Source organism: Aeromonas sp. A35_P, from assembly GCF_002259925.1.
GTDB lineage: Bacteria > Pseudomonadota > Gammaproteobacteria > Enterobacterales > Aeromonadaceae > Aeromonas > Aeromonas dhakensis.
Genome location: NZ_NEVB01000214.1, coordinates 1 through 25,387 on the forward strand (window position 1 = coordinate 1; position 25,387 = coordinate 25,387).

22 protein-coding genes and 1 pseudogene are annotated in these 25,387 nt (G+C 63.5%); 20 read left to right on the forward strand and 3 right to left on the reverse strand.

What is annotated here, in order from left to right; all coding sequences use genetic code 11:
- Nucleotides 1–913: TMAO reductase system periplasmic protein TorT (torT, locus tag CAK78_RS16130; RefSeq protein WP_094697941.1), on the forward strand; the 913-nt coding region annotated here is incomplete at its 5' end.
- 21 nt (nucleotides 914–934) lie between these two features.
- A complete protein-coding gene (locus CAK78_RS16135) occupies nucleotides 935–1,339 on the forward strand; it encodes a GFA family protein (RefSeq protein ID WP_094697942.1) in 405 nt (134 codons plus the stop codon).
- Between the two features lie 20 nt (nucleotides 1,340–1,359).
- Here the strand turns inward: CAK78_RS16135 and torR are convergent, their stop codons facing one another.
- Complete coding sequence (gene torR, locus CAK78_RS16140; protein ID WP_094697943.1) at nucleotides 1,360–2,073, reverse strand: two-component system response regulator TorR; 714 nt, start codon at nucleotides 2,071–2,073, stop codon at nucleotides 1,360–1,362.
- Nucleotides 2,074–2,228: 155 nt separating this feature from the next.
- On the opposite strand from torR, the gene torC reads away from it, so the two are divergent.
- The 7 genes from torC to CAK78_RS16175 all read left to right on the forward strand — a co-directional run bounded on the left by torC (nucleotide 2,229) and on the right by CAK78_RS16175 (nucleotide 11,527).
- Nucleotides 2,229–3,395, forward strand: coding sequence for a pentaheme c-type cytochrome TorC (gene torC / locus CAK78_RS16145; RefSeq protein ID WP_094697944.1), 1,167 nt, complete (start codon nucleotides 2,229–2,231; stop codon nucleotides 3,393–3,395).
- Between the two features lie 27 nt (nucleotides 3,396–3,422).
- Nucleotides 3,423–5,915: a trimethylamine-N-oxide reductase TorA gene (gene torA / locus CAK78_RS16150; RefSeq protein ID WP_094697945.1), complete on the forward strand. Its 2,493-nt coding sequence runs from the start codon at nucleotides 3,423–3,425 to the stop codon at nucleotides 5,913–5,915.
- 98 nt (nucleotides 5,916–6,013) lie between these two features.
- Nucleotides 6,014–6,682, forward strand: coding sequence for a molecular chaperone TorD (torD, locus tag CAK78_RS16155; RefSeq protein WP_094697946.1), 669 nt, complete (start codon nucleotides 6,014–6,016; stop codon nucleotides 6,680–6,682).
- 4 nt (nucleotides 6,683–6,686) lie between these two features.
- Complete coding sequence (locus CAK78_RS16160) at nucleotides 6,687–7,055, forward strand: hypothetical protein (protein WP_094697947.1); 369 nt, start codon at nucleotides 6,687–6,689, stop codon at nucleotides 7,053–7,055.
- A gap of 169 nt (nucleotides 7,056–7,224) precedes the next feature.
- Complete coding sequence (locus CAK78_RS16165) at nucleotides 7,225–8,364, forward strand: hypothetical protein (RefSeq protein WP_094697948.1); 1,140 nt, start codon at nucleotides 7,225–7,227, stop codon at nucleotides 8,362–8,364.
- Nucleotides 8,354–8,974 carry a hypothetical protein gene (locus tag CAK78_RS16170; RefSeq protein ID WP_094697949.1) on the forward strand — a complete coding sequence of 207 codons (621 nt, stop codon included), beginning with the start codon at nucleotides 8,354–8,356 and terminating at the stop codon, nucleotides 8,972–8,974. Before CAK78_RS16165 ends, CAK78_RS16170 begins: the two co-directional genes overlap by 11 nt.
- A 102-nt stretch (nucleotides 8,975–9,076) precedes the next feature.
- The gene (locus CAK78_RS16175) at nucleotides 9,077–11,527 is read left to right on the forward strand and encodes a sensor domain-containing protein (protein WP_094697950.1); all 2,451 of its coding nucleotides are present in this window, start codon (nucleotides 9,077–9,079) and stop codon (nucleotides 11,525–11,527) included.
- 34 nt (nucleotides 11,528–11,561) lie between these two features.
- Here CAK78_RS16175 and CAK78_RS16180 read toward each other — a convergent pair.
- Nucleotides 11,562–11,862, reverse strand: a pseudogene (locus tag CAK78_RS16180) (hypothetical protein).
- Nucleotides 11,863–12,032: 170 nt separating this feature from the next.
- Between CAK78_RS16180 and acs the strand changes: the two are divergent.
- The 7 genes from acs to CAK78_RS16215 all read left to right on the forward strand — a co-directional run bounded on the left by acs (nucleotide 12,033) and on the right by CAK78_RS16215 (nucleotide 19,876).
- Nucleotides 12,033–13,979 (forward strand): acetate--CoA ligase, encoded by a 1,947-nt coding sequence (acs, locus tag CAK78_RS16185; protein ID WP_094697951.1) that lies wholly within the window; start codon nucleotides 12,033–12,035, stop codon nucleotides 13,977–13,979.
- Between the two features lie 265 nt (nucleotides 13,980–14,244).
- The gene (aroQ, locus tag CAK78_RS16190) at nucleotides 14,245–14,694 is read left to right on the forward strand and encodes a type II 3-dehydroquinate dehydratase (RefSeq protein WP_005298040.1); all 450 of its coding nucleotides are present in this window, start codon (nucleotides 14,245–14,247) and stop codon (nucleotides 14,692–14,694) included.
- A 36-nt stretch (nucleotides 14,695–14,730) separates the two neighbouring features.
- On the forward strand, nucleotides 14,731–15,189 hold the full coding sequence (accB, locus tag CAK78_RS16195) for an acetyl-CoA carboxylase biotin carboxyl carrier protein (RefSeq protein ID WP_005298038.1): 459 nt from the start codon (nucleotides 14,731–14,733) through the stop codon (nucleotides 15,187–15,189).
- Nucleotides 15,190–15,204: 15 nt separating this feature from the next.
- Complete coding sequence (gene accC, locus CAK78_RS16200) at nucleotides 15,205–16,545, forward strand: acetyl-CoA carboxylase biotin carboxylase subunit (protein ID WP_005298029.1); 1,341 nt, start codon at nucleotides 15,205–15,207, stop codon at nucleotides 16,543–16,545.
- Between the two features lie 79 nt (nucleotides 16,546–16,624).
- The gene (locus CAK78_RS16205) at nucleotides 16,625–16,903 is read left to right on the forward strand and encodes a YhdT family protein (RefSeq protein WP_176452825.1); all 279 of its coding nucleotides are present in this window, start codon (nucleotides 16,625–16,627) and stop codon (nucleotides 16,901–16,903) included.
- Nucleotides 16,893–18,371: a sodium/pantothenate symporter gene (panF, locus tag CAK78_RS16210; protein ID WP_094697952.1), complete on the forward strand. Its 1,479-nt coding sequence runs from the start codon at nucleotides 16,893–16,895 to the stop codon at nucleotides 18,369–18,371. The genes CAK78_RS16205 and panF overlap by 11 nt, the downstream gene beginning before the upstream one ends.
- Nucleotides 18,372–18,448: 77 nt before the next feature.
- Nucleotides 18,449–19,876: a PTS transporter subunit EIIC gene (locus tag CAK78_RS16215; RefSeq protein WP_094697953.1), complete on the forward strand. Its 1,428-nt coding sequence runs from the start codon at nucleotides 18,449–18,451 to the stop codon at nucleotides 19,874–19,876.
- 2 nt (nucleotides 19,877–19,878) lie between these two features.
- On the opposite strand, the gene CAK78_RS16220 is transcribed toward CAK78_RS16215, so the two are convergent.
- Nucleotides 19,879–20,751 carry a LysR family transcriptional regulator gene (locus CAK78_RS16220; protein ID WP_176452824.1) on the reverse strand — a complete coding sequence of 291 codons (873 nt, stop codon included), beginning with the start codon at nucleotides 20,749–20,751 and terminating at the stop codon, nucleotides 19,879–19,881.
- 100 nt (nucleotides 20,752–20,851) lie between these two features.
- Between CAK78_RS16220 and CAK78_RS16225 the strand changes: the two genes are divergently transcribed.
- The 4 genes from CAK78_RS16225 (at nucleotide 20,852) to CAK78_RS16240 (ending at nucleotide 25,102) form a co-directional block, all read left to right on the forward strand.
- Complete coding sequence (locus CAK78_RS16225) at nucleotides 20,852–21,868, forward strand: zinc-binding alcohol dehydrogenase family protein (protein ID WP_094697954.1); 1,017 nt, start codon at nucleotides 20,852–20,854, stop codon at nucleotides 21,866–21,868.
- 516 nt (nucleotides 21,869–22,384) lie between these two features.
- Nucleotides 22,385–23,263, forward strand: coding sequence for a 50S ribosomal protein L11 methyltransferase (gene prmA, locus CAK78_RS16230; RefSeq protein ID WP_010675412.1), 879 nt, complete (start codon nucleotides 22,385–22,387; stop codon nucleotides 23,261–23,263).
- 233 nt (nucleotides 23,264–23,496) lie between these two features.
- Nucleotides 23,497–24,474 carry a D-2-hydroxyacid dehydrogenase family protein gene (locus CAK78_RS16235; protein WP_094697955.1) on the forward strand — a complete coding sequence of 326 codons (978 nt, stop codon included), beginning with the start codon at nucleotides 23,497–23,499 and terminating at the stop codon, nucleotides 24,472–24,474.
- 73 nt (nucleotides 24,475–24,547) lie between these two features.
- Nucleotides 24,548–25,102, forward strand: coding sequence for a sugar O-acetyltransferase (locus CAK78_RS16240; RefSeq protein ID WP_094697956.1), 555 nt, complete (start codon nucleotides 24,548–24,550; stop codon nucleotides 25,100–25,102).
- Nucleotides 25,103–25,387 lie beyond the last annotated feature (285 nt).

Sequence of the window (25,387 nt, forward strand, 5' to 3'; positions counted from 1 at the left end):
CCCCCTGACCCTGTGCGCCCTCTACCCCCACCTGCGCGACGCCTACTGGCTGTCGGTCAATCAGGGCATGGTGGAGGAGGCCAAGCGACTCGGCGTGAAGCTGCGTATCCACGAGGCAGGGGGCTACGGCGCCCTTGCCGAACAGCGCCGCCAGTTGCAGCAGTGCGTGAGCGAGGGGAGCGATGCCATCCTGCTCGGCGCGGTGAGCTACGACGGGCTCGGCGAGGCGATCGGCGCCAGCCCGCTGCCGGTGTTCGGCCTGGTCAACGACCTGCCCGCCGGACTGGTCAAGGCCAAGGTGGGGGTCTCCTGGTATCAGATGGGCTGGCAGATGGGCCACTGGCTAGCCAAGCGCCACCCTGCCGGCAGCCCGCCGGTGACGGTGGCGCTCTTTCCCGGCCCGCAGGCGAGCGGTGGCAACAACTTCGTCGAGCCCGGCTTTGCCGCAGCCATCCAGGGCAGCGCCATCAGGCTGGTAACCACGGCGCGCGGTGACAACAGCCGCGAGATCCAGCGCACCCTGGTGCAGCAGACCCTGGCCCGCCACCCCGACCTCGACTATCTGGTGGGGGGCGCCATCGCCGCCGAAGTGGCGGTCAACGAGCTGGCCCAGCGCCAACTCACAAAACCCCAAGTGTTGAGCACCTACTTCAGCCACGGGGTGCAGCGCGGCCTGCGCCGGGGCAAGGTCCTGGCCGCCAACAGCGATCAGATGCGCCAGCAGGGACGTCTTGCAGTGGCCCAGGCGGTCTGCCTGCTGCAAAGTCCCGAGGCCAGCGAGCAGCAGTGTCCGCGGGTAATGGGACCACCCATCCTGACCCTGGAGACCCCCCTGGCCAATCCCGCCAACTCTCTGTCCGATGGCACCTTTCGCCCCGTCTACCGGGTCGGCTTCGACGCCAGCGGCAACTAACCAAGTACTCAAGGAGAAGAGATGAACACATTGCATGCGAGCTGCCTGTGCGGCGCCGTGGCCCTGACCCTGCCGGATCAGTTCGACTATATGGGGAACTGCCACTGCAGCGAATGCCGCAAGTTTTCCGGGGCGGACTACGCCTCCGTCGGCGGGCTGGATGGTGACAAGGTGACCATCGCGAAGGGGAGCGAGGCCATCAGCCGCTACCAGAAATCGGACGAGACCAGCCTCGCCTTCTGCCGCCACTGCGGCTCCAGCCTGTTCAGCCAGAAGCGCAGCACGGGCAAGATCAATCTGCGGCTGGGGATACTGGACGAGGTGCCAAGCCAGAAGCCCGCGTTTCACATCTTCGTCGGCTCCAAGGCGCCCTGGCACCAGATAGGGGACGACTGCCCGCAGTTCGACACCCGGCCATCGGCCTGAGCGCCTCGCAAAGCTGAGGATCAGGCGGCCAGCTCGCCGGCGAACAGATAGCCTTCCCCGTGTACGGTGACGAACAGTTGCGGGTCACGGGGATCTTGCTCCATCTTGCCCCGCAAGCGGCGGATCAGCACGTCTATGGTGCGATCGCTCGGGCCATCGCCGCGGTGGCTGGTGAGGGCCAGGATCCGCTCCCGGCTCAGCACCCGCCCGGCGTTGGCGATGAAGGCCACCAGCACTTCGTACTCCGCCTTGGTCAGGCGCACCGGCACCCCGTCCTTGCTGAGCTGGCGGCGGGGAATATCGAAGCGCCAGGGGCCGAAGCGCACCGCATCGTCTGCCACCGCCGGCTCACTCGGCTGGGCTGCGGCCAGCGAGATGCGCCACAGCAGGTTCTTGACCCGCACCAGCAACTCTCTTAGCTCAAACGGCTTGGTGACATAGTCGTCGGCCCCCATCTCGAGGCCCACTATCTTGTCCACCGCATCGCTGCGGCCGGTCACCAGGATGATCCCCACCGTGCTGCGGGCGCGCAGCTCGCGGGTCAACAGCAGGCCATCCTCCCCCGGCAGGTTGATGTCCAGCATCACCAGGGCCACCTCCTGTGCTGCCAGCACGGCCCGCATCTCCTGGCCGTTCTCGACCGCGGTCACCCGATAGCCCTCCCGCTCGAAATAGCCGGTCAGCTTCTCGCGGGTCACGACATCGTCTTCAACAACCAGAATGTGGTGGCTCATGGGCAGGGTCCGCAGGGTTAGACAGAGTTCAACATGGGGGAATTATTCTATTCATAATTTTTCATAAATACCCCTATTTCGTTAATTATCGGCGGCAGCCCTGTTCACAACGCCTCCCTATCATGGCCTCCATCAAAAAAGCGATGTGAGAGAGCATGATGAAAAAACTGTGGCATTTCCTGCGCACCCCCAGCCGCCGCTGGTCGGTATTGGCGCTGCTGCTGGCGGGCGTCGGGGTCACCCTAGCCGGCAGCGTCGGCCTGCACTACGGCTTCGAGAAGACCAGTACCCTCGAGTTCTGCATCTCCTGCCATACCATGAAGGAGACCGTGTACCCCGAGTACAAGGAGTCCATTCACTTCAAGAACGCCTCCGGCGTCCAGGCCATCTGCACCGACTGCCACCAGCCGAAGGATTTCGTCGGCAAGGTGGCCCGCAAGATGGAGGCGGCCAACGACCTCTATCAGCAGTACATAGGCCACAGCATCGACACCCAGGAGAAGTTTGAAGACCGGCGTCTGCACCTAGCCGAGAAGGTCTGGGCTCGCATGAGCAGCCAGAACTCCAAGACCTGCAAGTCCTGCCACAGCTACGACAACATGGATCACGCCAAGCAGTCCCCCGCCGCCGCCCTGGCGATGAAGGATGCCGCCGCCAAGAACATGAACTGCATCGAGTGCCACAAGGGCATAGCCCACGAGCTGCCGAACATGGCGGGCGGCTTCCGTGCCACCTACGCCACCCTGGCAAACGAAGCCCAGCAGGCACCGGCCGCCGAGACCCTCTACACCCTGGGCGAGAAGGATCTCTACGCAAGCGAAGAGAGCACCGATCCGGTCGGCAAGCTGCTGCCCGCCTCCCGCATCGAGGTGGTGGCCCGCAGCGGCGATCGCCTCAAGGTGACCATCGAAGGGTGGCGCGAAAGCGCAGGCAAGGGCCGCGTGCTGAGCGAGTACATGGGCAAGCGAGTCTTCGTGGCCACCATCCGTGACGAGCTCAGGACCAACGAACAGATCCTGAAACAGGAGACCGACAGCGCCACCCACATCGAGTGGGAACAGGTGCAGGTGCAGGCCTGGGTCGATGGCAAGGGGCTCGAGTCCTCCCTCCAACCCATCTGGGATTATGCCGGCGAGATGTACAAGTCCACCTGCAACTCCTGCCACGCGGCGCCGGATCCGGCTCACTTCACCGCCAACGGCTGGATCTCGGGTCTCAAGGCCATGTCCGCCTACTACCGCCTGAGCAAGGAAGAGGAGCGCACCCTGCTCAAGTACCTGCAAAACCATGCTGCCGATACCGGTGGTCAGGGCAGCCACTAAGTCCGGATTTGAGAAAGGAATAACAAGATGATCAATATTTCCCGTCGTGGTTTTCTGGGTGGCTTGCTGGCCAGTGGTGCCAGCGCCCTGATCGGCCCTTCCCTGCTCGGTCGCGCCGTGATGGCCGCCGAGTCCGGCGAAAAACTGGTGCAGTCCGGCTCCCACTGGGGCGCCTTCCGCGCCCGTGTGGTCGATGGCCGCTGGGTCGAGACCCTGCCGTTTGAGCATGACAAGCATCCGACCGAGATGCTCAAGGCCCTGAGTGAAGTGGTCTACAACCCCTCCCGCATCCGCTACCCCATGGTGCGGCTGGACTGGCTGCGCAAGGGCCACCAGTCCGACACCAACGAGCGCGGCCAGAACCGCTTCGTGCGGGTAACCTGGTCCCAGGCGCTGGACTTCTTCTATCACGAGCTGGAACGGGTGCAGAAGACCTATGGCCCGAGCGCCCTCTACGCCGGTCACTCCGGCTGGCAGTCGGTGGGCAAGCTGCACTCCGCCGGCGCCATGCTGGGCCGCGCCATGAACCTGCACGGTACCTATCTGACCAAGGCCGGTGACTACTCCACCGGCGCTGCCCAGGTGATCCTGCCCCACGTGGCGGGCGCCATGGAGGTGTACGAGCAGCAGACCTCCTGGCCCCTGGTGCTGGAGCACAGCAAGACCATCGTCATCTGGGGTTCCGATCCCATCAAGAACCTGCAGGTGGGCTGGCTGGTGCCGGATCACAGCGTCTACGAATACTGGGCACAGCTGAAAGAGAAGGTGGCCAGGGGCGAGATCAAGGTCATCAGCGTCGACCCGGTCAAGTCCAAGACCCAGAAGTACCTCAATTGCGATCAGGTGACCCTGAACCCGCAAACCGACGTCCCACTGATGCTGGGTATCGCCCATACCCTCTACAGCGAGAAGCGTCACGACGAGGCCTTCCTCAAGAACTACACCACCGGCTTTGACAAGTTCCTGCCCTATCTGCTGGGCACCAGGGATGGTCAGGTGAAAGATGCCGAGTGGGCTTCCGCCATCTGTGGCGTGCCTGCCGACACCATTCGCGAGCTGGCGCGCACCATGGCCAGCGGCCGCACCCAGCTCATCGGCGGCTGGTGCGTGCAGCGCATGCACCACGGCGAACAGTACGCCTGGATGCTGGTGGTGCTGGCCTCCATGCTGGGCCAGATCGGTCTGCCGGGGGGCGGCTACGGGTTTGGCTGGCACTACAACGGCGCCGGTACCATCACCAGCACAGGCCCCATCATGTCCGGCTTCAGCTCCGTCATCCCCGGGGTCAAGCCACTCCACGACGGCGACTGGAAGGGCTACTCCAGGTTCATCCCGGTGGCCCGTTTCGTCGACTGCATCCTGAACCCGGGCAAGCGCATCGCCTTCAACGGTCAGACCATCACCTACCCCCAGATGAAGATGGCGGTGTTCTGCGGCAACAACCCGTTCCACCATCAGCAGGATCGCAACAAGATGATCGCCGCCTGGCGCAAGCTGGAAACCGTGGTGAGCGTGGATCACCAGTGGACCGCCAGCTGCCGCTTCGCCGATATCGTGCTGCCGGCCACCACCACCTACGAGCGGGATGACATCGAGCAGTGGGGTTCCCACGCCAACGCCGGCATCCTGGCCATGCACAAGGTGGTTGAGCCGCTGTTCGAGGCGCGCGACGACTACGACATCTTCGCCGATCTCTGCCGCCGCTTCGATCGCGAGGCCGAGTTCACCGGAGGCAAGAGCAAGCTGGAGTGGATCCAGAGCATCTATGACGACGCCCGTCTGCAGGGCCGCGGCATTGGCATCCGCCTGCCCCGCTTCAGCCAGTTCTGGCACGGTGAAGGCTTCGTCAGCTTCCCGGCGGGCCAGCCCTGGGTGCGGCACGAGTCGTTCCGCAAGGAGCCGGATCTGGAGCCGCTGGGCACCCCGTCCGGCCTCATCGAGATCTACTCCAAGACCATCGCCGACTACGGTTACGCGGATTGCCCGGGCCACCCGGTCTGGATCGAGCCTTACGAGCGCTCCCACGGCGGCCATGGCAGCCAGCAGTTCCCGCTGCACCTGCAATCCTGTCACCCGGACAAGCGGCTGCACAGCCAGCTCTGCTCCTCCGATGCTTATCGTGCCACCTACACGGTGCAGGGGCGCGAGCCTGTCTACATGAACCCGCAGGACGCCAGGGCGCGCGGGCTCAAGGATGGGGATCTGGTGCGGGTCTTCAACGGCCGCGGTCAGGTGCTGGCCGGTCTGGTGGTGAGCGATGACTACGCCCCTGGCGTGGTACGTATCCAGGAGGGGGCCTGGTACGGCCCGCAGGAGGGCGGCAAGGCGGGGACCTTGTGTACCTATGGCGATCCCAACGTGCTGACTGCCGACATCGGCTCCTCCAGCCTGGCGCAGGCCACCACGGCCCACACCGCCCTGGTGGAGATAGAGAAGTTCCGCGGGCAGGCGCCGGCCGTCACCGCCTTCGGAGCGCCGGAATCCGCCAAGGGCATCGATCCCATGTTCCCGGCACTGTGACCCGAGGGGACGAAAGTCACCCCTTGAGTTTCCTTTATTTTTAAAGTCGTTAGAATCGGGAGCCTCTATGGCTCCCGATTGTCATCCACGGAGGATAAATGCAGGAATTCATGGCTACCAGCGAACGCCGGGCCGAGCTTTACTGGTGGTTCTCCACCCTGTTCGCTGCCGAACTTAGTGATGCACAGATCGCTGAATACGACACCTACGACGTACGCAGCTTCTTGAAGAGCCTCTCCACTCTCGACCCCATGCGCGAGGCCGTGGCCGAACTGAACGAGGCCATCGCCCGCCTGCTGGTGCGCCCGGATCGCCAGCTGGAGCTGGCCGCCGACTTCGCCGGCCTGTTCCTGGTCGACCCCAAGCAGGGTGCCCTGCCCTACGAGTCGCTCTACCGCAGTGATGCCAAGCTGCTGATGCAGGCCCCCATGAGCGAGATGCAGGCCCGCCTCGATCGCCTCGGCATCAACGTCAGCGATAAATACAAGGAGCCCGCCGATCACCTGGCCATCGAGCTGGATCTGATGGGCAACCTCATCATCCGCGCCGCCGAGGCGACCACCGCCGCCCAGCGTGAAAGCTGGCTCGGCGAGCAGGAGTCCCTGCTGCACGGCCACCTGCTCGGCTGGTTCGACAAGTTCGAGAGCGCCTGCCGCGCCGCCGACCAGTTCGGCTTCTACGGCGCCAGTGCCCGGCTGCTGGGGGTATTCCTCAAGATGGATGCCAACTACCTCAGCCTGGTCAAACCGGCGCAAGCCGCCGACTAAGCCGATGAAGACAGCCCTGCTCCTGATAGCATGCTGGCTGCTGGCCCTGATCCCGCAGGATCAGGGCATCACTCCCCTCGTCGCCCTGCTGTTCAATCCGGACCGGGAACTCTACGGCACCGCCCAGCTCACCGGCTTCGCCGGCATACTGCTGACCCTCTACCTCGCCAACCTCGGCGTCGAGGTAGTGCTGCGCCGCCGCTTCCAGATAGCGGGCATGCTGGCCCTGCTGGCCGCCTGGATCGACTTCATCCACAGCAGCGGCAGCGAGGCCCACTGGCTGCTGCTCTACGTCATGGCGCTGCCGTTTCACGTGGTCGGCTGGCTGGTCCTGGTGCGCGGCATCCAGGCGTTTGGCCGCCAGAAAGGCTGAAAAAGCGCCAAAACTATTACAAATCATGACAGCCCAATCCCCCCGGTTGCCCTTGTGGCAAGGTCAGCGGGGTAATTGCGGGTAACATTCGCTTACATTCAGCTCCCGTTCAGTTTCACGACAACCGCTATAGTGCCGCTCCTTTTCCGACCGATACAGGAGCATCAGCATGCCTCCACAGGATGCGCGCATCACGGGCCTCGATCTGCTGCGAGGGCTCGTCATCTTCATGGCCGTCTTCGAGCACTACACCGGCTACCTCAACTACTGGTACATCGACTTCTTCAATCGGGAGCACGCCCTGTGGGACAGCTTCTACCTCTCCCACAAGGCGATGGCCGGCCAGCTGCTGCCCATGGATCATCTGACGGCCCAGGTGTCGGCCTGGCTCATCCCCTGGGTCAGCCAGATCTACCTGGCGCTGGCCGCCTTCAATCTCAGTCGCCGCGACCAGGCCAGCTTCAGACCACAGCTGGGCGGCAAGCTGGTGCTGTTCGCCAGCATCATACTGGTGCTCTATGTGGAAGGACTGGTGATCGCCCCCAACTTCGGCGAGGCGCTCTCTTTCTATCCGGTGATGCTGTGGATGTGCCTGCTGGCGCTCTTCTCGCTGGTCTACGCCTGGTTCGGCATCCGCGGCATGTTGCTGCTGACCCTGCTCAGCCTGCTGCTGGATCAGCTCGGCGTGCAGGATCTGCTCGGCCACCTCGACGGCTGGATGAAGCTGCATGTGCACCCCGACTACGAGCTGGATGCCCGCCTCGACCTCTTCATGGCCAGCGGCTGCTTCGGCTTCCTCTACGGCTGGTGCTGGCATCAGCAACCCCAATGGCGGGACCGCCTCAACACGCTGGTGCTGACGCTCTCGCTGGTGGCACTGGCCTGCTATCTCATGTTCGGCGAGACCAGCACGGTCGAGCTCAGCGACATCTACGCCAACGAGCATGAGCTGGCGATGGACATGATCGGGCGTGCCGGCATCTGGGGCATGGAGTTTCTGGTGATCGGGGCCGTGCTCTGGCTGCATCAGCGCAACATTCGCCTCTGCTGGCGCCCGCTCAACTGGATCGGCATGTACTCGCTGACCGTCTTCATCTTCCACAAGAGCATCTTCGTGCACCTGTGGGGCCCGCTTCTGCTGTGGTGGACCGCCCGCCAAGGCACCATCCTGCCCAACATTTTCGGCCTCATCATGGCGCTCAGCGCCACCAGCGTGCTGCTCATCTACGCCTTCCAGCGCTCCGGCATCATCTGCCACCTGATGGGCATGCACCAGGATCGGGACTGGGTGCGGCTCTATGGCAAGTAAGCTGTGGCTGGTGTTGCTGCTCCTGGCGCTGCCAGTCTGCGCCAAGGAGCTGGCCATCGGCGGTCAGTGGCAGCTGGACAGCAAGCAGGCGGGCAGTGGCAGCAGCGACAGCACCCAGTTCTGGGTCGGCTACGAGCGGGAGACCCAGGTCGGCCTCATCTTCGCCGACGGCCAGAGCGCCGGGGTGGCGCTGCCGCTCTACGACAAGAGCTTTATCGCCCTCGGCGTCAGCCCGATGGAGGTGATCGACCGCAACCGCTTCAGCGCGCTCTGGCGCCTGGGCTGGCAACTGGATGACGATCACCAGCTCACCCTGGGCCAGCTCTATGACGTCAGCGGGCGCTATGGCCAGCTCTGGTACATGGAGCACAGCCTGCCGCTGCCCGCCGAGCTCTCCCTCAATCTCTGGCTGACTCGCGGCAGTCAGGCCCACATGGCCGCCTACGGGGCGGACGAAGGCTTGCGAGACTGGGGACTCACGCTGGAGCGCGGCTGGTGCTGGCAGCAGTGGCGACTGGGCACCGAGTTCGGCGCCAAGCAGTGGCTCATCAAGGAGCATGACTGGCAACCGGTGATCAACCTCACCCTGAGCTACCACTTCGGAAAATGACCAAATTGGGGGCAAATGAGCCCCCACCTCTTCCCTCCAGTAGGCTTCATGCCATACTGACAACACCTCAAATGACAAAACAGTCAATTTCGGAGTCCCGTGATGGGGAAAGAGTTTTTCGACGCCATGCCCGATCCGCCGCAGGCGGGGCAGTTGAGCGTGAACGAGCTGCAGCAGCTGTTCGAACTGGCCCCGTTTGGCATAGGCATCTTCGATCGCCACTTTCGCTGCCGCAGCGTCAACCAGACCCTGGCCGACCTCAACGGCCTCTCCCGGGAGGAGCACTACGGCCACACCCTGCGGGAAATCGTCCCGACCCTGGCTCCCGTGCTGGAACCCCTGTTCCAGCAGATCATCAGCAGCGGCGTCCCCCGGGTCGAGCTGAACCTGAGCGGCCATACCGCGGCCCATCAGGGCCAGCAACGCCACTGGCAGGCGATCTACAGCCCCATGCTCGACGAACGGGGCGTGCCCGACGGCATTCTCACCATAGTACGCGACGTGACCGAACAGGTCGAGTCGCAGCGGCGACTGCAACTGGCCATGAACGCCGGCCGGATCGGGGTGTGGGAGTGGCACGTTAAGGAGGACAGACTGCAGTTTGACGGTCGGGTCGAACAGCTGCTCGGCACCGCCGCCAGCGAGTTTCAGGGAGGAATGGATCAGTTCATCAAGCGCTTCGACCCGCTCTCTGGCGAGCAGCTCAGGGCGGCGCTCAAGGGCACGGCCCCCATTCATCTCACCCTAGGTTACCTGGGGCCCGATCAGCAGCGAGGCTGGGTCGACATCCATGCCGATCACGTGGCAGCCAGCGAACATCTGGGGCGACGCATCACCGGGGTGATCCACGACGCCACCGATCGCTGCACCCAGGAAGACAAGCTGCGCCAGGCCAACGTGGTATTCGAAACCGCTGCCGAAGGCATCATCATCATGGATGGCCAGCGCCAGATCATCTCGGTCAACCCAGCCTTCTGCAGCATGACCCAGTACGAGGAGGAGGAGGTCGTCGGCAAGTCACCGGAAGCCATCATGCACCCGCGCCGCCACACCGACATCGACTACCCCTGGCACACCCTGCTGCCCGGCAGCCACGCCTGGCATGGCGAGATGATGTGCCTGCGCAAGGATGGCGGCTACTTCACCTCCTGGCAGCATGTCAGCGCCGTGCACGACAGCCGCCACAACACCACCAACTATGTCATCGCCTTCTCCGACATCAGCGCCATTCGCAAGGCCGAGGCACAGCTCAACCACCTCGCCTATCACGATCCCCTGACCGAGCTGGGCAACCGCAACCTGCTGCAGGAGCGGCTTGAACTGGAGATCAAGACCGCCCACCTCAACCGGCAGCAGCTCGCCTTGCTGTTCATCGATCTGGACGGCTTCAAGCTGATCAACGACACCCTGGGCCACCGGGCCGGAGACGAGCTGCTCAAGCTGCTGGCCGAGCGCATTCGCCGGCTGCTGCACCACAACGACGTGGCGGCTCGGCTGGGGGGCGACGAGTTTCTGGTGCTGATCCCCTACTTCGAACAGCCGGAGGAGCTGGCCAGGCTCGCCGAGCAGCTGCTGGCCCGCCTGCGCGAACCGGTCGAGCTGGATCACGAGCGGGTGGCCGTCTCCGCCAGCATCGGCATCGCCCTCTATCCGGAACACGCCACCACCCCGGACACCCTGGTCAGTGCCGCCGACAGCGCCATGTACGAGGCGAAGAACCAGGGTCGCAACGGTTACCTCTTCTATACCCCGGACATGACGGAACAGACCCGGGAGCGACTGAGCATGGAGCAGGGGCTGTTCCAGGCCATCGAACAGCAGCAGCTCTGCATCCTCTATCAACCCATGACGGATCTGGCCAACAACCAGCTGAGCGGGCTGGAAGCCCTGCTGCGCTGGCAGCACCCCAGCGAGGGCATGATAGGGCCGACCCGCTTCATTCCGGTGGCCGAGGAGTGCGGCCTCATCGAGCAGATCGGGGAGTGGGTAATGCGTACCGCCTGCCAGCAGGGGCAAGCCTGGCTGGCCGCCGGCTTGGCGGTGCCCAGACTGTCGGTCAATGTGTCGGTACGGGAGATGCGCTCGGCAGGTTACGTGGAGCGGGTCGCCGCCATCCTGGCCGAGACCGGTTTTCCGCCGCAGCGGCTGGAGATAGAGGTCACAGAGAGCATCATCCAGCGGGTCGACCAGAGTCTGCAGCTGTTCAAGCGGCTGAAGGAGCTGGGGGTGCAGATCGCCATCGACGATTTTGGCACCGGCTTCTCATCCCTGAGCCTGCTGAAAAGCCTGCCCATCGATCGGATCAAGATAGACAAGACCTTCGTGCAGGCGCTGCCCGATGACAAGCACAGCCGGGAGCTGTGCCGCACCATCGTCAACCTAGCCGACAGCTTGGGCATGGTGGTGACCGCCGAAGGGATAGAGACCCAGGCCCAGCGCCAGTTTCTGCAATCCCTCCACTGTCAGGAGGGACAGGGCTATCTGTTCAGCCACCCGCTGGCCGAGCCCCATCTGGCGGCGCAGCTGGCAGCGGGCAGGAATCACTGGTGCTGACCCCCGTGCCAGGCGGGTGACAGCCACTGCCGGCTCAATCGTTGAAGGTCAGCCTGGCGTCCCACCCTTCGTCCTGCTGCCGGCGTGACTCTTCCAGCAAGGAGTCCTGCGGATAGGAGGACTTTTTCTCCCCGACGGTGACGGACACCGGCGGCTTGCGCGCCAGCCATGCCTCGCTCAGCTGGCCGCTGATGTGATCCCGCAGTGAGGGTAAATCGGGCTGTGTCGGTGTCAGTTCAAGACCGTTGGCATGGGGGGGGGGCCAATGCGGCCTCATCGGTGGCCTTCGGGGCCTCGAACTGCCAGAGGGAGGAGCAAAGAAGCAGGGTCAACACGGGGGCTGTCTCCATCGGTAAAAGCGACGTTTTACCCAATCGGCGATGAATTGTCATCGACGCGACTGTAAGCGGATGTTGCCATCTATCCAAAAGTCTAATTGCCCTCCCCCGCCAAAGGTATAAGTTGTTATCCAATCATTACAAAAATGTATTCAAAGGAGTGACACATGAGCGAGAGCAAGGTCTACCCGGTCAAAGCCCACATCAGCCAGGGCGCCCTGCTGGACAAGGCGGGGTATGAGGCCATGTACCAGGCCTCGGTGCAGAACCCGGATGCCTTCTGGGGCGAGCAGGGCAAGATCCTCGACTGGATGAAGCCCTATACCCGGGTCAAGAACACCTCCTACGATCCGGGCCACGTCTCCATCAAGTGGTATGAAGACGGCCTGCTCAACGTCTCTGCCAACTGCCTGGATCGCCATCTGAGCGAGCGCGGCGACAAGGTCGCCATCATCTGGGAAGGGGACAACCCGGCCGAGGATCGCAAGCTCACCTATCGCGAGCTGCACACCGAGGTGTGCAAGTTTGCCAACGTCTTGAAGGCACAAGGGGTGCATCGCGGCGACGTGGTCTGCCTCTACATGCCCATGGTGCCGGAAGCGGCCATCGCCATGCTGGCCTGTACCCGCATCGGCGCCGTGCACAGCATCGTCTTCGGCGGTTTCTCGCCAGAAGCCCTGGCCGGTCGCATCATCGACTCCGGCTCCACCATCGTCGTCACCGCCGATGAGGGGCTGCGTGGCGGCCGCCCGGTGCCGCTCAAGAAGAACGTGGATGAAGCGCTCACCAACCCGGAGACCAAGGTCAGCAAGGTGATCGTGCTCAAACGTACCGGCGGCAACATCGCCTGGCACAATCACCGCGATCTGTGGTGGCATGAGGCAACGGCCGCCGTCAGCAGCGACTGCCCGCCGGAGGCGATGGGGGCCGAAGACCCGCTGTTCATTCTCTACACCTCCGGCTCCACCGGCAAGCCCAAGGGGGTGCTGCACACCACCGGCGGCTATCTGGTCTATGCCACCCTCACCTTCAAGTACATCTTCGACTACCACGAGGAGGACATCTACTGGTGTACCGCCGACGTGGGCTGGGTCACCGGCCACTCCTACCTGGTCTACGGGCCGCTCGCCAACGGCGCCACCACCATCATGTTCGAAGGGGTGCCCAACTACCCGGCGACCAACCGCATGAGCCAGGTGGTGGACAAGCACCAGGTCACCATCCTCTACACCGCCCCCACCGCCATCCGCGCGCTGATGGCCAAGGGCAACGAGGCAGTTGAGGGTACCTCCCGTTCGAGCCTGCGCATCATGGGCTCGGTGGGCGAGCCCATCAACCCGGAAGCCTGGGAGTGGTACTACCGCACCATAGGCGACGAGCGTTGCCCCATCGTCGACACCTGGTGGCAGACCGAGACCGGCGGCATCCTCATCAGCCCGCTGCCCGGCGTCACCGATCTCAAGCCAGGCTCGGCCACCCGCCCCTTCTTCGGCGTGCAGCCGGCGCTGGTGGACAACATGGGCGAGCCGCTGGAGGGGGCTACCGAGGGCAACCTGGTGATCACCGACTCCTGGCCGGGCCAGATGCGCACCGTATTCGGCGATCACGAGCGCTTCGAGCAGACCTACTTCTCCACCTTCCCCGGCCGCTACTTCACCGGCGACGGTGCCCGTCGCGACGAGGATGGCTACTACTGGATCACCGGCCGGGTGGATGATGTACTGAACGTCTCCGGCCACCGCATGGGCACCGCCGAGATCGAATCCGCGCTGGTGGCTCATCCCAAGATCGCCGAAGCGGCTGTGGTGGGAGTACCGCACGAGATCAAGGGTCAGGGCATCTATGCCTATGTCACCCTGATCGCCGGCGAAAAGCCGAGCCGGGAGCTGCACAAGGAGGTGAAGGAGTGGGTCCGCAAGGAGATCGGCGCCATCGCTACCCCGGACGTGATCCACTGGGCCGAGGGGCTGCCCAAGACCCGTTCCGGCAAGATCATGCGGCGAATTCTGCGCAAGATCGCCACCGGCGAGACCGACAGCCTGGGGGATATCTCCACCCTGGCGGATCCGGGCGTAGTGGACAAACTCATTCGCGAGAAGTCCGAAGCCGCTTGATCCCGTCTGCCTTTTGCCTCCAAAGCCGGCCCAGTGCCGGCTTTGTCATTCCTGCTAGTGAGTATTTTGACAACCAGACAAGATGAACAAAAAACAGACAGATGTAGAGATTAGACCAGTAAAATGCTGCTAATTTTCACGAAATCAATATAATTGCGAAATCTGTGTGCCAGTGCACACCGATTTGAGCAGAAAATGGCTAGATTTCTGGTAGTCCACAAGATAGCTGACAGATAGCAGCATTATCATCGAGGATGTACTCAATATGTCGCAAAAACACCGAATTCTCCTGCTCAACGGGCCGAACCTGAACCTGCTGGGCAAACGGGAACCGGGCATCTACGGCAGCAAGACGCTCGATGAGATCGTCGCCGATCTGACGCTAAGTGCCGGCGAACTCGGGGTCACACTGGAACACCTGCAATCCAACGCCGAACATGAGCTGGTCGGCCGCATCCACCAGGCCATGGGTCAGGTGGACTTCATCATCATCAATCCGGCCGCCTTCACCCACACCAGCGTCGCCATCCGCGATGCGCTGCTGGGTGTGGCCATCCCCTTTATCGAGGTTCACCTGTCCAACGTCCACGCCAGGGAACCCTTCCGTCATCACTCCTATCTGTCTGATGTCGCCAAGGGGGTCATTTGTGGGCTGGGGGCCGATGGCTACCAATTCGCTTTAACCGCGGCCGTGCACCAGTTGCGCGCGGCTTGATAATCACTGATCAGATAAAGAAGAAAGAGAATGCTAATGGATATCCGCAAAATCAAGAAGCTGATTGAACTGGTTGAAGAGTCCGGCATCGCCGAACTGGAGATCTCCGAAGGTGAAGAGTCCGTTCGCATCAGCCGCAACTTCTCAGGTCAGGTGACCGCTGCTCCGCAGATGATCATGCCGCAGGTTGCTGCTCCGGTAGCCGCTCCTGTCGCCGCCGCCCCGGCCGCCGCAGCACCAGCTGCCGACGCTACCCCGGCCGGTCACCTGATGCGCTCCCCCATGGTCGGTTCCTTCTACCGCTCTTCCAGCCCGGAAGCCAAGCCGTTCGTGGAAGTGGGCCAGCACGTCAATGTCGGCGATACCCTGTGCATCGTCGAAGCCATGAAAATGATGAACCAAATCGAATCCGACAAGGCCGGCGTGATCAAAGCGATCCTGGTTGAAAATGGTCAGGCCGTCGAATTCGACGAGCCGCTGTTCATCATCGAATAAGGGAAATCGCCACCCATGTTGGACAAAGTAGTCATCGCCAACCGCGGTGAAATTGCCCTGCGGATCCTGCGCGCCTGCAAAGAGCTCGGGATCAAGACAGTGGCCGTTCACTCCACCGCCGACCGGGAGCTCAAGCATGTGCTGCTGGCCGACGAAACCATCTGTATCGGCAAACCGGCCAGTACCGACTCCTACCTCAACGTGCCGGCGATCATCGCCGCCGCCGAGGTGACCGGTGCCGTTGCCATTCACCCCGGCTACGGCTTCCTCTCCGAGAACGCCGACTTTGCCGAAGTGGTCGAGAAATCCGGCTTCGTCTTCATCGGCCCGCGCGCCGAGACCATTCGCCTGATGGGTGACAAGGTCTCCGCCATCGAGGCGATGAAGAAGGCGGGCGTACCCTGCGTACCGGGCTCCGACGGTCCGGTTGACAGCGATGCCAAGCACAACGCCGCCATTGCCAAGCGCATCGGCTACCCGGTGATCATCAAGGCCGCCGGTGGCGGTGGTGGTCGCGGCATGCGCGTGGTGCGCAGCGAAGCCGAGCTGGCTGCCGCCATCGCGCTGACCAAGTCCGAAGCAGGCCAGTTCTTCAAGAACGACATGGTCTACATGGAGAAGTACCTGGAAAACCCGCGCCACATCGAGATCCAGGTGCTGGCAGACGGCCAGGGCAACGCCCTCTATCTGGGCGAGCGCGACTGCTCCATGCAGCGTCGCCACCAGAAGGTGGTCGAAGAGGCACCGGCGCCGGGCATCACCGCCGAGATGCGCAAGTTCATCGGTGAGCGCTGCGTGCGCGCCTGTATCGAGATCGGCTACCGCGGTGCGGGTACTTTCGAGTTCCTGTACGAAAACGGCGAGTTCTATTTCATCGAGATGAACACCCGTATCCAAGTAGAGCACCCGGTTACCGAGATGGTCACCGGCGTCGACCTCATCAAGGAGCAGCTGCGCATCGCCGCTGGCCAGCCCCTGTCGATCACCCAGCAGGATATCCGCATCCGTGGCCATGCCATCGAGTGCCGGATCAACGCCGAAGACCCAGCCACCTTCATGCCGTCTCCTGGCCTGATCCAGCGCTTCCACGCGCCGGGTGGTCTGGGCGTGCGTTGGGACTCCCACATCTACGCCGGCTACAAGGTGCCGCCCTACTACGACTCCATGATCGGCAAGCTGATCTGTTACGGTGAAAACCGCGACGTCGCCATTGCCCGCATGCGTCAGGCGCTGGACGAGCTGGTGGTGGAAGGGATCAAGACCAACGTCTCCCTGCAAAAAGAGATCATGAAGGACGAAAACTTCCAGCACGGTGGGACCAATATCCACTACCTGCACAAGAAGCTGGGTCTGTAAGACTCGCGTTCGCAGATCTTCTGCTGAAAAAGGGCCATGGCGACATGGCCCTTTTTTGTTATCCTTGCGCCCCTCGAAATTGTCGGAGGCCAAGGTGAACCGTTTTGCGCTCGCTCGTCGGGAAGCAGCACTCTGCCTGCTGCTGACCCTGCTCTACTTCCTTGCCTGGTATGGCACGGCCTATTTCATCCCCGAAGAGATCGAATGCTGGGATATGCCGCTCTGGTTCCTGCTCAGCTGCATTCTGATGCCGCTGCTGTTCATCGTGCTGTGCGGCCTGATGGTGGATCGCCTGTTCGTGGACATCCCCCTCGACTCCCAGCCCCTCGATGACAAGGAGCCTCCCCATGAATCTTGAGCTGATGCTGCCGCTGTGCATCTATCTGGTGCTGGTGCTGGGGGTCGGTTTCTGGGCCAGCCGTCACCGGGTGGGCGGTGACTTCGTGCAGGAGTACTTCATCGGCAACCGCAGCATGGGCGGCCTGGTGCTGGCCATGACCCTGGTGGCCACTTACACCTCGGCCTCCTCCTTTATCGGCGGGCCGGGTGCCGCCTACAAGATTGGCCTCGGCTGGGTGCTGCTGGCGATGATCCAGCTGCCCACCGTCTGGCTCACCCTGGGGGTGCTTGGCAAGAAGTTCGCCATCATAGCCTGCCGGGTCAATGCGGTGACCATCAACGACATGCTGTGGGCCCGCTACCAGAGCAAGGCCGTGGTGGTGCTGGGTTCAGTCACCATCATCCTCGCCTTCATCGCCACCATGGTGGTGCAGTTCATCGGCGGCGCCCGCCTGCTGGAGACAGCCACCGGCCTCTCTTACCAGCAGGGACTCTTGCTGTTTGCCGGCTGCGTGCTGCTCTACACGGTGATCGGCGGCTTTCGCGCCGTGGTGATGACGGATGCGCTGCAGGGGATCATCATGCTGATCGGCACCGGTGCCCTGCTGGCAGGGATCCTGATCGCGGGGGATGGCCTGCCCAACCTCATCCACCAGCTCAAGGCGATCGATCCCAAGCTGGTGAGCCCGCAGGGGGCCGGCGACATGCTGACCCAGCCCTTCATGCTGAGCTTCTGGGTACTGGTCTGCGTCGGGGTGGTGGGGCTGCCCCACTCGGCCCTGCGCTGCTTTGGCTATCGCGACAGCAAGGCGCTGCATCGCGGCATCCTGATCGGCACCATCGTCAGCGCCTTCCTGATGTTCGGCATGCACCTGGCTGGGGCGCTGGGCCGCGCCATCCTGCCCGGCATGGACAGCCCAGACAAGATCATGCCCTCCCTGATGATGGAAGTGCTGCCCCCCTGGCTGGCCGGGGTCTTCCTGGCGGCCCCCATGGCGGCCATCATGTCCACCATCGATTCCCAGCTGATCCAGGCCTCCGCCACGTTGGTGAAGGATCTCTACCTCAACTACCTGAGCCCGGAGAAGGCCGGCCAGGAGAAGCTGGAGGTACGGGTGCCGCGCCTCTCCCTGCTCTGCACCCTGATCCTGGGCACGCTGGTGCTGCTGGCGGCGCTGCAGCCCCCCGAGATGATCATCTGGCTCAACCTGCTCGCCTTTGGCGGCCTGCAGGCGGTGTTCCTCTGGCCGCTGGTGCTCGGCCTCTACTGGTCGCGGGCCAACGGCCCGGGAGCCCTGGCCAGCATGGTGTGCGGCATCCTCTGCTACGGCATCTTGAGCCAGTGGGGGATCAAGCTGGCCGGTCTGCACGCCATAGTGCCGAGCCTGGCGCTGGGGCTGGTCGCCTTCGTGCTGGTCAGCCTGCTGACCCCGGCCCCGAGCCAGAGCGTAAGGCGGCTCTTCGAACCTTGTTCAGCAATGAATTAATAAAGGGTTCCGAAACTATCCCCAAATGGGTGTTTTAAGGGTAAACTGTGCGCCATGTCACAAAACAGTGCGCCCTTATGCCCGTCCAGAACGCCAGACAGATCCTGACTCAAGCCCTGCAGCGACTCGGTTACGCCCTGTTGCTGCCGGTCTCCATCCTGCCGCTGGCGGCCCTGTTCTATCGGCTCGGCCAGCCGGACGTGCTGGATCTGGCGGTACTCTCCCTCACCGGCCGCGCCCTGTTCAGCCAGATGCCGCTCATCTATGCGGTGGCCATCGCCTTCGGGCTGAGCCGCCAGGGTGAGGGGAGCCAGGCGCTGGCCGGGGCGGTCAACTTCCTGCTGCTGAGCTCGGCGCTCGGTACCCTGGCCCCCGGCCTGCACAGCGACATGATCTGCGGCCTGCTGGCGGGATTGACCACCGCCATCGTCTACCCCTGGCTCAAGCGCCACCCCATGCCCCACTGGCTGCGGCTGATCAATGGCGATTTCACCAGCCTGCTCGCCTCGGCACTGGCCTGCCTGCTGCTGGCCTTCCCCCTCGCGCTGATCTGGCCGCTGCTGGAGCAGGGCATCACCCTGCTCGCCTCCGAGCTGCTCACCACCCCGCTCGGCGCTTTCTGTTACGGCGTGCTGAACCGGCTGCTGATCCCGCTCGGTCTGCACCAGGTGCTGGGCAGCCTCATCGGGCTGGGAGAGAGCAACCTGCAGGCACTGGCCAGCGCCCAACCGCTGCACGAAGGCTATGTGGCCGGGCTCTATCCCATCATCATGTTCGGCCTGCCGGGCGCCTGTTTTGCCATCTGGCTGCACCGCCAGCGCATGCAGCGGCTGCCGCAGGGGGGGCTGTTGCTCACCCTGGCGCTCACCTCGGCGCTGGTGGGGATCACCGAGCCCATCGAGTTCCTGTTCGCCTTCACCGCCCCCTGGCTGTTTCTGGCCCACGCCCTGCTGACCGGATTGTCGCTCGCCACCTGCAGCGCGCTCGGCATCAAGGTGGGCAGCTACTTCTCCGCCGGCCTGCTGGACCTGGTGCTGAGCTACCACGCCGGCGAGCACAGCTTCTGGCTCATTCCGGTCGGCATCCTGTTCTTCGTCGCCTACACATTGCTGTTCTATCAGCTGCTGGAGCGCACGCCCCTCAGCCTGCCGAGCAAGCCCATCGCCCCGGAACACTCGCGCCTTGCCAGCGTCGCCCCCTCCGACCCCCAGATGCTGGCGATCCAGTACCTCAAGGTGCTGGGGGGCATGGACAACCTGCAGGCGATGAGCGTCTGCCTGACCCGCTTAAGCCTGCGGGTGCGCGACATCTCGCTGGTGGATCAATCCCGTCTGCTGGGGCTGGGCTGCCTCTCCTGGATCCAGCTCAACGACCATCAGCTGGTGCTGGTGCTGGGCCCCAACGCCAGCCTCATTGAAGGGCAGATCCGCATGCTGGCGGAGCGCCAGTCGGTGCCGCTCGGCCTCAAGCCCAATCAGGAGTCCGCCGGCCAGAGCGGCTGGTAGCCTCAGGCAAACGGCAACCGCTCGGCCACGAAATCCATCAGGCTACGCAGGGCGGGGGCCAGGTGCTCCCGGCTCGGGTAGATGAGGTAGAAGGGGTTGGCCGGAATGGGGTGACTCGGCAGCACCTTCTGCAAGCGTCCCGCCACAAGATCCCCCTCGCAGACGTGATGGGGCAGCAGGGCGATCCCTCCCTCGTTGATGGCCAGCTCCCGCAGCGCCAGCAGGCTGTTGCTCAGACAAGCCCCCTGCGGCCGCCAACCTCCCTCCTGCAACGGCCACACCGGCAACGACGTGTGCACCAGACAGGCGTATCGACCCAGCTCGCTTAGCTGTTGCGGCATGCCGTGGGCCGCCAGATAGGCGGGCGCCGCCACCAGATGGCGCGGCACCTGACCGATGCGCCGGCAGATGAGGCTGGAATCTTTCAGCGGTGCCGCCCGCAGCGCCAGATCGTAGCCCTCCCCCACCAGGTCGAGCTGCTCGTCACTCAGGGTCAGCTCCAGCACCACCTCGGGATAGAGGGCCCGAAACTCGGCCAGGATCCGGCCGAGCAGCAGGGTGCCGGTGGCCTCCGGCGCGGTGATCCGCACCCGCCCGGCCGGGGCCGCGCGCAGCCGCGCCATCGCCAGATTGGCGCTGCGGGCCAGCGCCAGCAACGCCCGGCACTGCTCCACATAGACCTCCCCCTGCGGGGTCAGGCTCAACCGGCGGGTGGTACGCTGCAACAGGCGCACCCCGAGCTGGGATTCGAGCCGCGAGATCTTCTGGCTGACCGAGGATTTGGGCATGCCAAGCAGCTCGGCCGCGCCGGTAAAACTGCCCTGCTCCACCACGGTGGCAAACAGCCCCATCAGCTCCAGTTCGACATTGTTCATATATTCAAACAGTCTTTACCAATTACCCATCTTAATCTGAATAATCAACCAGACTAGATTGGCTGGCAATCCCCATCCAACCGATTTGAAAGGAACTGCCATGAAAGCCATCGCCCTGACCCACTATCTGCCGAGCGATCATCCCGACTGCTTCATCGAAGCCAACCTGGCCGACCCGACGCCGGGCCCGCGCGACCTGCTGGTGCGGGTCAACGCCACCTCCATCAACCCGGTCGACACCAAGGTGCGCGCCCCCAAGGCCAAGGTCGAGAGCAGCCCGCGGGTGCTGGGCTGGGACGCCGTGGGCGAAGTGATCGCCGTCGGTCCTGAGGTGACCCTGTTCAAGGCGGGCGACCGGGTCTGGTATGCCGGCGACATCAGCCGTCCCGGCAGCAACAGCGCCCTGCAACTGGTGGATGAGCGCATCGCCGCCCTCGCCCCCACCAGCCTGAGCGACCTGGAAGCCGCCGCCCTGCCGCTCACCGCCATCACCGCCTGGGAGACCCTGTTCGAACGCATGGGCCTCACCCGCGAAAGCCGCGGACGGCTGCTGATCATCGGCGGCGCCGGCGGGGTCGGCTCCATCGCCATCCAGCTGGCCCGCCAGCTCACCGGCATGGAGGTGATCGCCACCGCCTCGCGCCCCGAGACCCGGGCCTGGTGCCTGCAGATGGGAGCCCATCAGGTGGTGAGCCATCACCAGTTGCAGGAGGAACTCACCGCCCTCGGCATCAACCAGGTGGACGCCATCTTCTGCACCAATGCCACCGAGCAGCACTGGGATGCCATGGCCAGCCTCATCAGCCCGTTCGGCCATATCTGCACCATCGCCGAGTCGAGCGAGCCCTGGGATCTCTCCCTGCTCAAGAGCAAGAGCGTCACCTTCAGCCAGGAGTTCATGTTCACCCGCTCCCTGTTCCAGACTCCGGACATGATCGAGCAGCACAACCTGCTGGAGCGGGTCACCGCGCTGGTGGATCAGGGCGTGGTCAAGAGCACCCTCTGCAAGGTGGTGGATGAGCTGACCCCGACGACCCTGGCTCAGGCCCATGCCGAGGTGGAAGCCGGCCGCATGGTGGGCAAGCTGGTGATCGACATGAGCCGGTTCGGCAACTAATCCCTTATGGGTAAAAACTGCACCATCATGGGGTGAACTCACCAGTGACAAGCCCCATCACTGCACAGCTCACATCAGGCAACAGACAGTCACCACGCAGCTTCACCATAAAAAAGCCAAAAAAAGGGGCCATCCCGCCGGGATGGCCCTAAATACCTGAACGTAGGGTAACAATCACACACATATCCTTATGCAGGACCTCTGTACCTTTGCAGCTAGAGTGCCAATCCCGCCCACCTCCCCGCCTTCTTGCCACATTTTACCCTGCCACCGTGGCCTGCCAGCTCGCAGGCAAAAAAAAAAGCCACCCGAAGGTGGCTGAAAAAGATGACGGAACTTTCCTAGAGCAAAGCATTCAGCGGGAACAGGTTGCTTCCCGTCACCCAATGAGGAATACATGAACCGTGCCAACTCGGCAAAGTCTGCCTCCTCCACCACACTGCATGGGCAAACCACGACAGCACACGCCCATGATGATAGAATCCCGCGGTTTCACATTTATGAAGAGTCGACGCCATGCCCTGGATACAAATTCGAATCAACGCCACTGCCAAGACCGCAGACAAGGTGAGCAACATGCTGCTGGGGCGTGGTGCCCAGGCGGTGACCTTTATGGATGCCAAGGATGTGCCCGTCTATGAACCCATGCCGGGCGAGACCCCGCTGTGGGGCGAGACCGAAGTGATGGGGCTGTTCGACGCCGAAACCGATCCGGCACCCACCATCGCCTTCTTCCAGCAGATCTTCGGCGAAGACGTCGGCTACAAGGTGGAGCAGCTGGAAGACAAGGACTGGGTGCGCGAGTGGATGGATCACTTCCACCCCATGCAGTTCGGCGAGCGGCTCTGGATCTGCCCGAGCTGGCGCGATGTGCCGAACCCGGATGCGGTCAACGTCATGCTGGACCCGGGTCTGGCCTTCGGTACCGGTACCCACCCCACCACGGCGCTCTGCCTGCAGTGGCTGGACGGGCTGGATCTGGCTGGCAAGACAGTGGTCGACTTTGGTTGCGGCTCCGGCATCCTCGGCATCGCCGCTCTGAAACTGGGGGCTGCCCGAGTCATCGGCATCGACATCGATCCGCAGGCCATCCAGGCCAGCCGTGACAACGCCGAGCGCAATGGCGTCGCCGACCAGATCGAGCTCTACCTGCCGGCGGATCAGCCGCAAGATGTCGAAGCGGACGTGGTGGTCGCCAACATCCTGGCCGGCCCGCTGCGCGAGCTGGCGCCGCTTATCGCCGGCCACGGCAAAGCGGGCAGCCTGATGGCCCTCTCCGGCGTGCTGGAGAGCCAGGCGCCAGAGCTGGAGACCATCTACGGCCAGTGGTTCGAGATGGACCCGACCGCCGTGAAAGAGGAGTGGTGCCGTCTCTCCGGCCGCAAACTCGGCTGATTAACAACAAGCCACGGCAGCTGCTGCAAACTCGGCTAAGTCATCGACACAAAGCTGCCAACGGGGCTCCCACACGGGAGCCTCGTCTGTTTTCAACCCGCCGGCAGCCACCTCTCTGGTACAGCCACCCAGCACCATCCATACCCGCACTGCAATCAGTGCTCATTTGACCACACAGCTCACCCCGTTTCCGGTAGGATAGGCCGCCAGTCCCCCTGCGACACGGAGTGCTTATGCGGATTGCCATACTGGATGACTATCAGGATCAGGTGCGTCATCTGCCCTGCTTTACCCGCCTGGCGGGCCACGACGTCACCATTCTCACCCGAAGCGAACCTGACCCCGAGCGCCTTGCTGCCAGGCTGGCAGGGGTGGAGGCGCTGGTGCTGATCCGCGAGCGAACCCGTATCGACGAGGCGTTGCTGCGCAGACTCCCCTCCCTTCGGCTCATCAGCCAGACCGGCAAGATCAGCCAGCATATCGACCCCCTCCTGTGTCAGCGCCACGGGGTGGCCGTCGCCGAAGGCATCGGCAGCCCGGTGGCGCCCGCCGAACTCTGCTGGGCCCTCATCATGGCGGCCTCCCGCCACCTCCCGGCCTATTGCCATGCCCTCGCCCAGGGGCAGTGGCAGCAGTCCGGCACACTGGGGTTGGGGCGTACCTTGCAGGGGCTGACGCTCGGCATCTGGGGCTACGGCAAGATTGGCAGACTGGTGGCCGGTTACGGCCGGGCCTTCGGCATGTCGGTGCTGATCTGGGGCAGCGAGGGCTCCCGCCAGCAGGCCGAGCAGGATGGCCATGCCAGCGCCAGTGACAAGGAGAGTTTCTTTCGCCAGGCCGACGTCCTCTCGTTGCATCTGCGCCTGAACGAGGCCACCCGTGGCTGCGTGACCCGCGCCGATCTCGCGCGGATGAAAGCCGACTCCCTGCTGGTCAACGTCAGTCGAGCTGAGCTTGTCGAGCCCGGCGCCCTCTATGCCGAGCTCGCCGCCAACCCGACCCGGCGCGCAGCCCTCGACGTGTTCGACGCAGAGCCCGCCACGGCGCAGAGCGAGCCTTTGCTGCGCCTGCCCAATGTGCTGGCGACACCTCATCTTGGCTATGTGGAGCGCAACAGCTACCAGCTCTACTTTCAGGCCGCCTTTGACAACCTGATTGCCTTTGCCGAGGGCAGGCCGACCAATCTGGTGCTGCCCGTAGCGGGCCGCTGATCACGGTTATCCGGCGACCGGGCCGCTAGCATGTGTAACCCAGGCGCCACAAAGACAAGCCACAGGAGCCCCCATGACCGAGTACGACAAGATGATCGCCAGCCAGCCTTACAACTGCATGGCGCCGGAACTGGATCTGCTGCGCCGGGAAGCGGCCCGCCTGTACCGCCGCTTCAATCGCAGCGACGAGGAGGATGAACAGTTGGCGCTGCTGCAGCAGATCGTCGGCGAGCTGGCCCAGGGCGCCTTTATCTGCCCACCCCTCTACTGCACCTATGGCCGCCACATCCACCTGGGCGAGCGCAGCTACATCAACATGGGGGCCACCCTGCTGGACAACGCCCCCATTCGCATCGGCGCCGAGGTGATGATAGGGCCGAACGTGCAGATCTACACCGCCGCCCACGCGCTGGACGCCGATGAACGGATTCAGGGGGTCGAGACCGCGCTGCCGGTCACCATCGAGGACCGGGTCTGGATCGGGGGCGGCGCCATCCTGCTGCCCGGCGTCACCATAGGGCGGGAGGCCATCGTGGGCGCCGGAGCCGTGGTCACCAAAGACGTGCCAGCCGGTGCCCGGGGGGTGGGCAACCCGGCCCGCATGCTGCCCGCCAAGGCGGACCGCTGAGCTAGGGTGCCCCACTGAACCGCGCCAATAAAAATGAAGCCCAATGTCATCAAGACCATGATGGCCTGTAAAAAGGTGGGATTGTCGATCCTAAAGAGTTGAGGGTACCAATACCTGAGAAACGCGGATAAAAATGAAGCCCAATGTCATCAAGACGTTGGGCTGTAAAAAGGTGCTACGGAATTGCGACTCTCATCGCAGAAAATTAGAAGGGGTCACCTTCTAAACTGGCACAGGGATATTAACGAGGCGCAAACGTTTTACATAGCGTAACCTGATTACCCA

Bases quoted from the DNA above. Each gene is read 5' to 3' on its own strand.
- CAK78_RS16165 (WP_094697948.1), top strand. From the start codon at position 7,225: ATGCCTCCACAGGATGCGCGCATCACGGGCCTCGATCTGCTGCGAGGG.
- CAK78_RS16235 (WP_094697955.1), top strand. From the start codon at position 23,497: ATGCGGATTGCCATACTGGATGACTATCAGGATCAGGTGCGTCATCTG.
- CAK78_RS16135 (WP_094697942.1), top strand. From the start codon at position 935: ATGAACACATTGCATGCGAGCTGCCTGTGCGGCGCCGTGGCCCTGACC.
- accB (WP_005298038.1), top strand. From the start codon at position 14,731: ATGGATATCCGCAAAATCAAGAAGCTGATTGAACTGGTTGAAGAGTCC.
- CAK78_RS16225 (WP_094697954.1), top strand. From the start codon at position 20,852: ATGAAAGCCATCGCCCTGACCCACTATCTGCCGAGCGATCATCCCGAC.
- torC (WP_094697944.1), top strand. From the start codon at position 2,229: ATGATGAAAAAACTGTGGCATTTCCTGCGCACCCCCAGCCGCCGCTGG.
- CAK78_RS16215 (WP_094697953.1), top strand. From the start codon at position 18,449: ATGCCCGTCCAGAACGCCAGACAGATCCTGACTCAAGCCCTGCAGCGA.
- aroQ (WP_005298040.1), top strand. From the start codon at position 14,245: ATGTCGCAAAAACACCGAATTCTCCTGCTCAACGGGCCGAACCTGAAC.
- panF (WP_094697952.1), top strand. From the start codon at position 16,893: ATGAATCTTGAGCTGATGCTGCCGCTGTGCATCTATCTGGTGCTGGTG.
- torR (WP_094697943.1), bottom strand. From the start codon at position 2,073: ATGAGCCACCACATTCTGGTTGTTGAAGACGATGTCGTGACCCGCGAG.
- torA (WP_094697945.1), top strand. From the start codon at position 3,423: ATGATCAATATTTCCCGTCGTGGTTTTCTGGGTGGCTTGCTGGCCAGT.
- acs (WP_094697951.1), top strand. From the start codon at position 12,033: ATGAGCGAGAGCAAGGTCTACCCGGTCAAAGCCCACATCAGCCAGGGC.
- prmA (WP_010675412.1), top strand. From the start codon at position 22,385: ATGCCCTGGATACAAATTCGAATCAACGCCACTGCCAAGACCGCAGAC.
- CAK78_RS16175 (WP_094697950.1), top strand. From the start codon at position 9,077: ATGGGGAAAGAGTTTTTCGACGCCATGCCCGATCCGCCGCAGGCGGGG.
- torD (WP_094697946.1), top strand. From the start codon at position 6,014: ATGCAGGAATTCATGGCTACCAGCGAACGCCGGGCCGAGCTTTACTGG.
- CAK78_RS16170 (WP_094697949.1), top strand. From the start codon at position 8,354: ATGGCAAGTAAGCTGTGGCTGGTGTTGCTGCTCCTGGCGCTGCCAGTC.
- CAK78_RS16160 (WP_094697947.1), top strand. From the start codon at position 6,687: ATGAAGACAGCCCTGCTCCTGATAGCATGCTGGCTGCTGGCCCTGATC.
- CAK78_RS16240 (WP_094697956.1), top strand. From the start codon at position 24,548: ATGACCGAGTACGACAAGATGATCGCCAGCCAGCCTTACAACTGCATG.
- accC (WP_005298029.1), top strand. From the start codon at position 15,205: ATGTTGGACAAAGTAGTCATCGCCAACCGCGGTGAAATTGCCCTGCGG.
- CAK78_RS16220 (WP_176452824.1), bottom strand. From the start codon at position 20,751: ATGAACAATGTCGAACTGGAGCTGATGGGGCTGTTTGCCACCGTGGTG.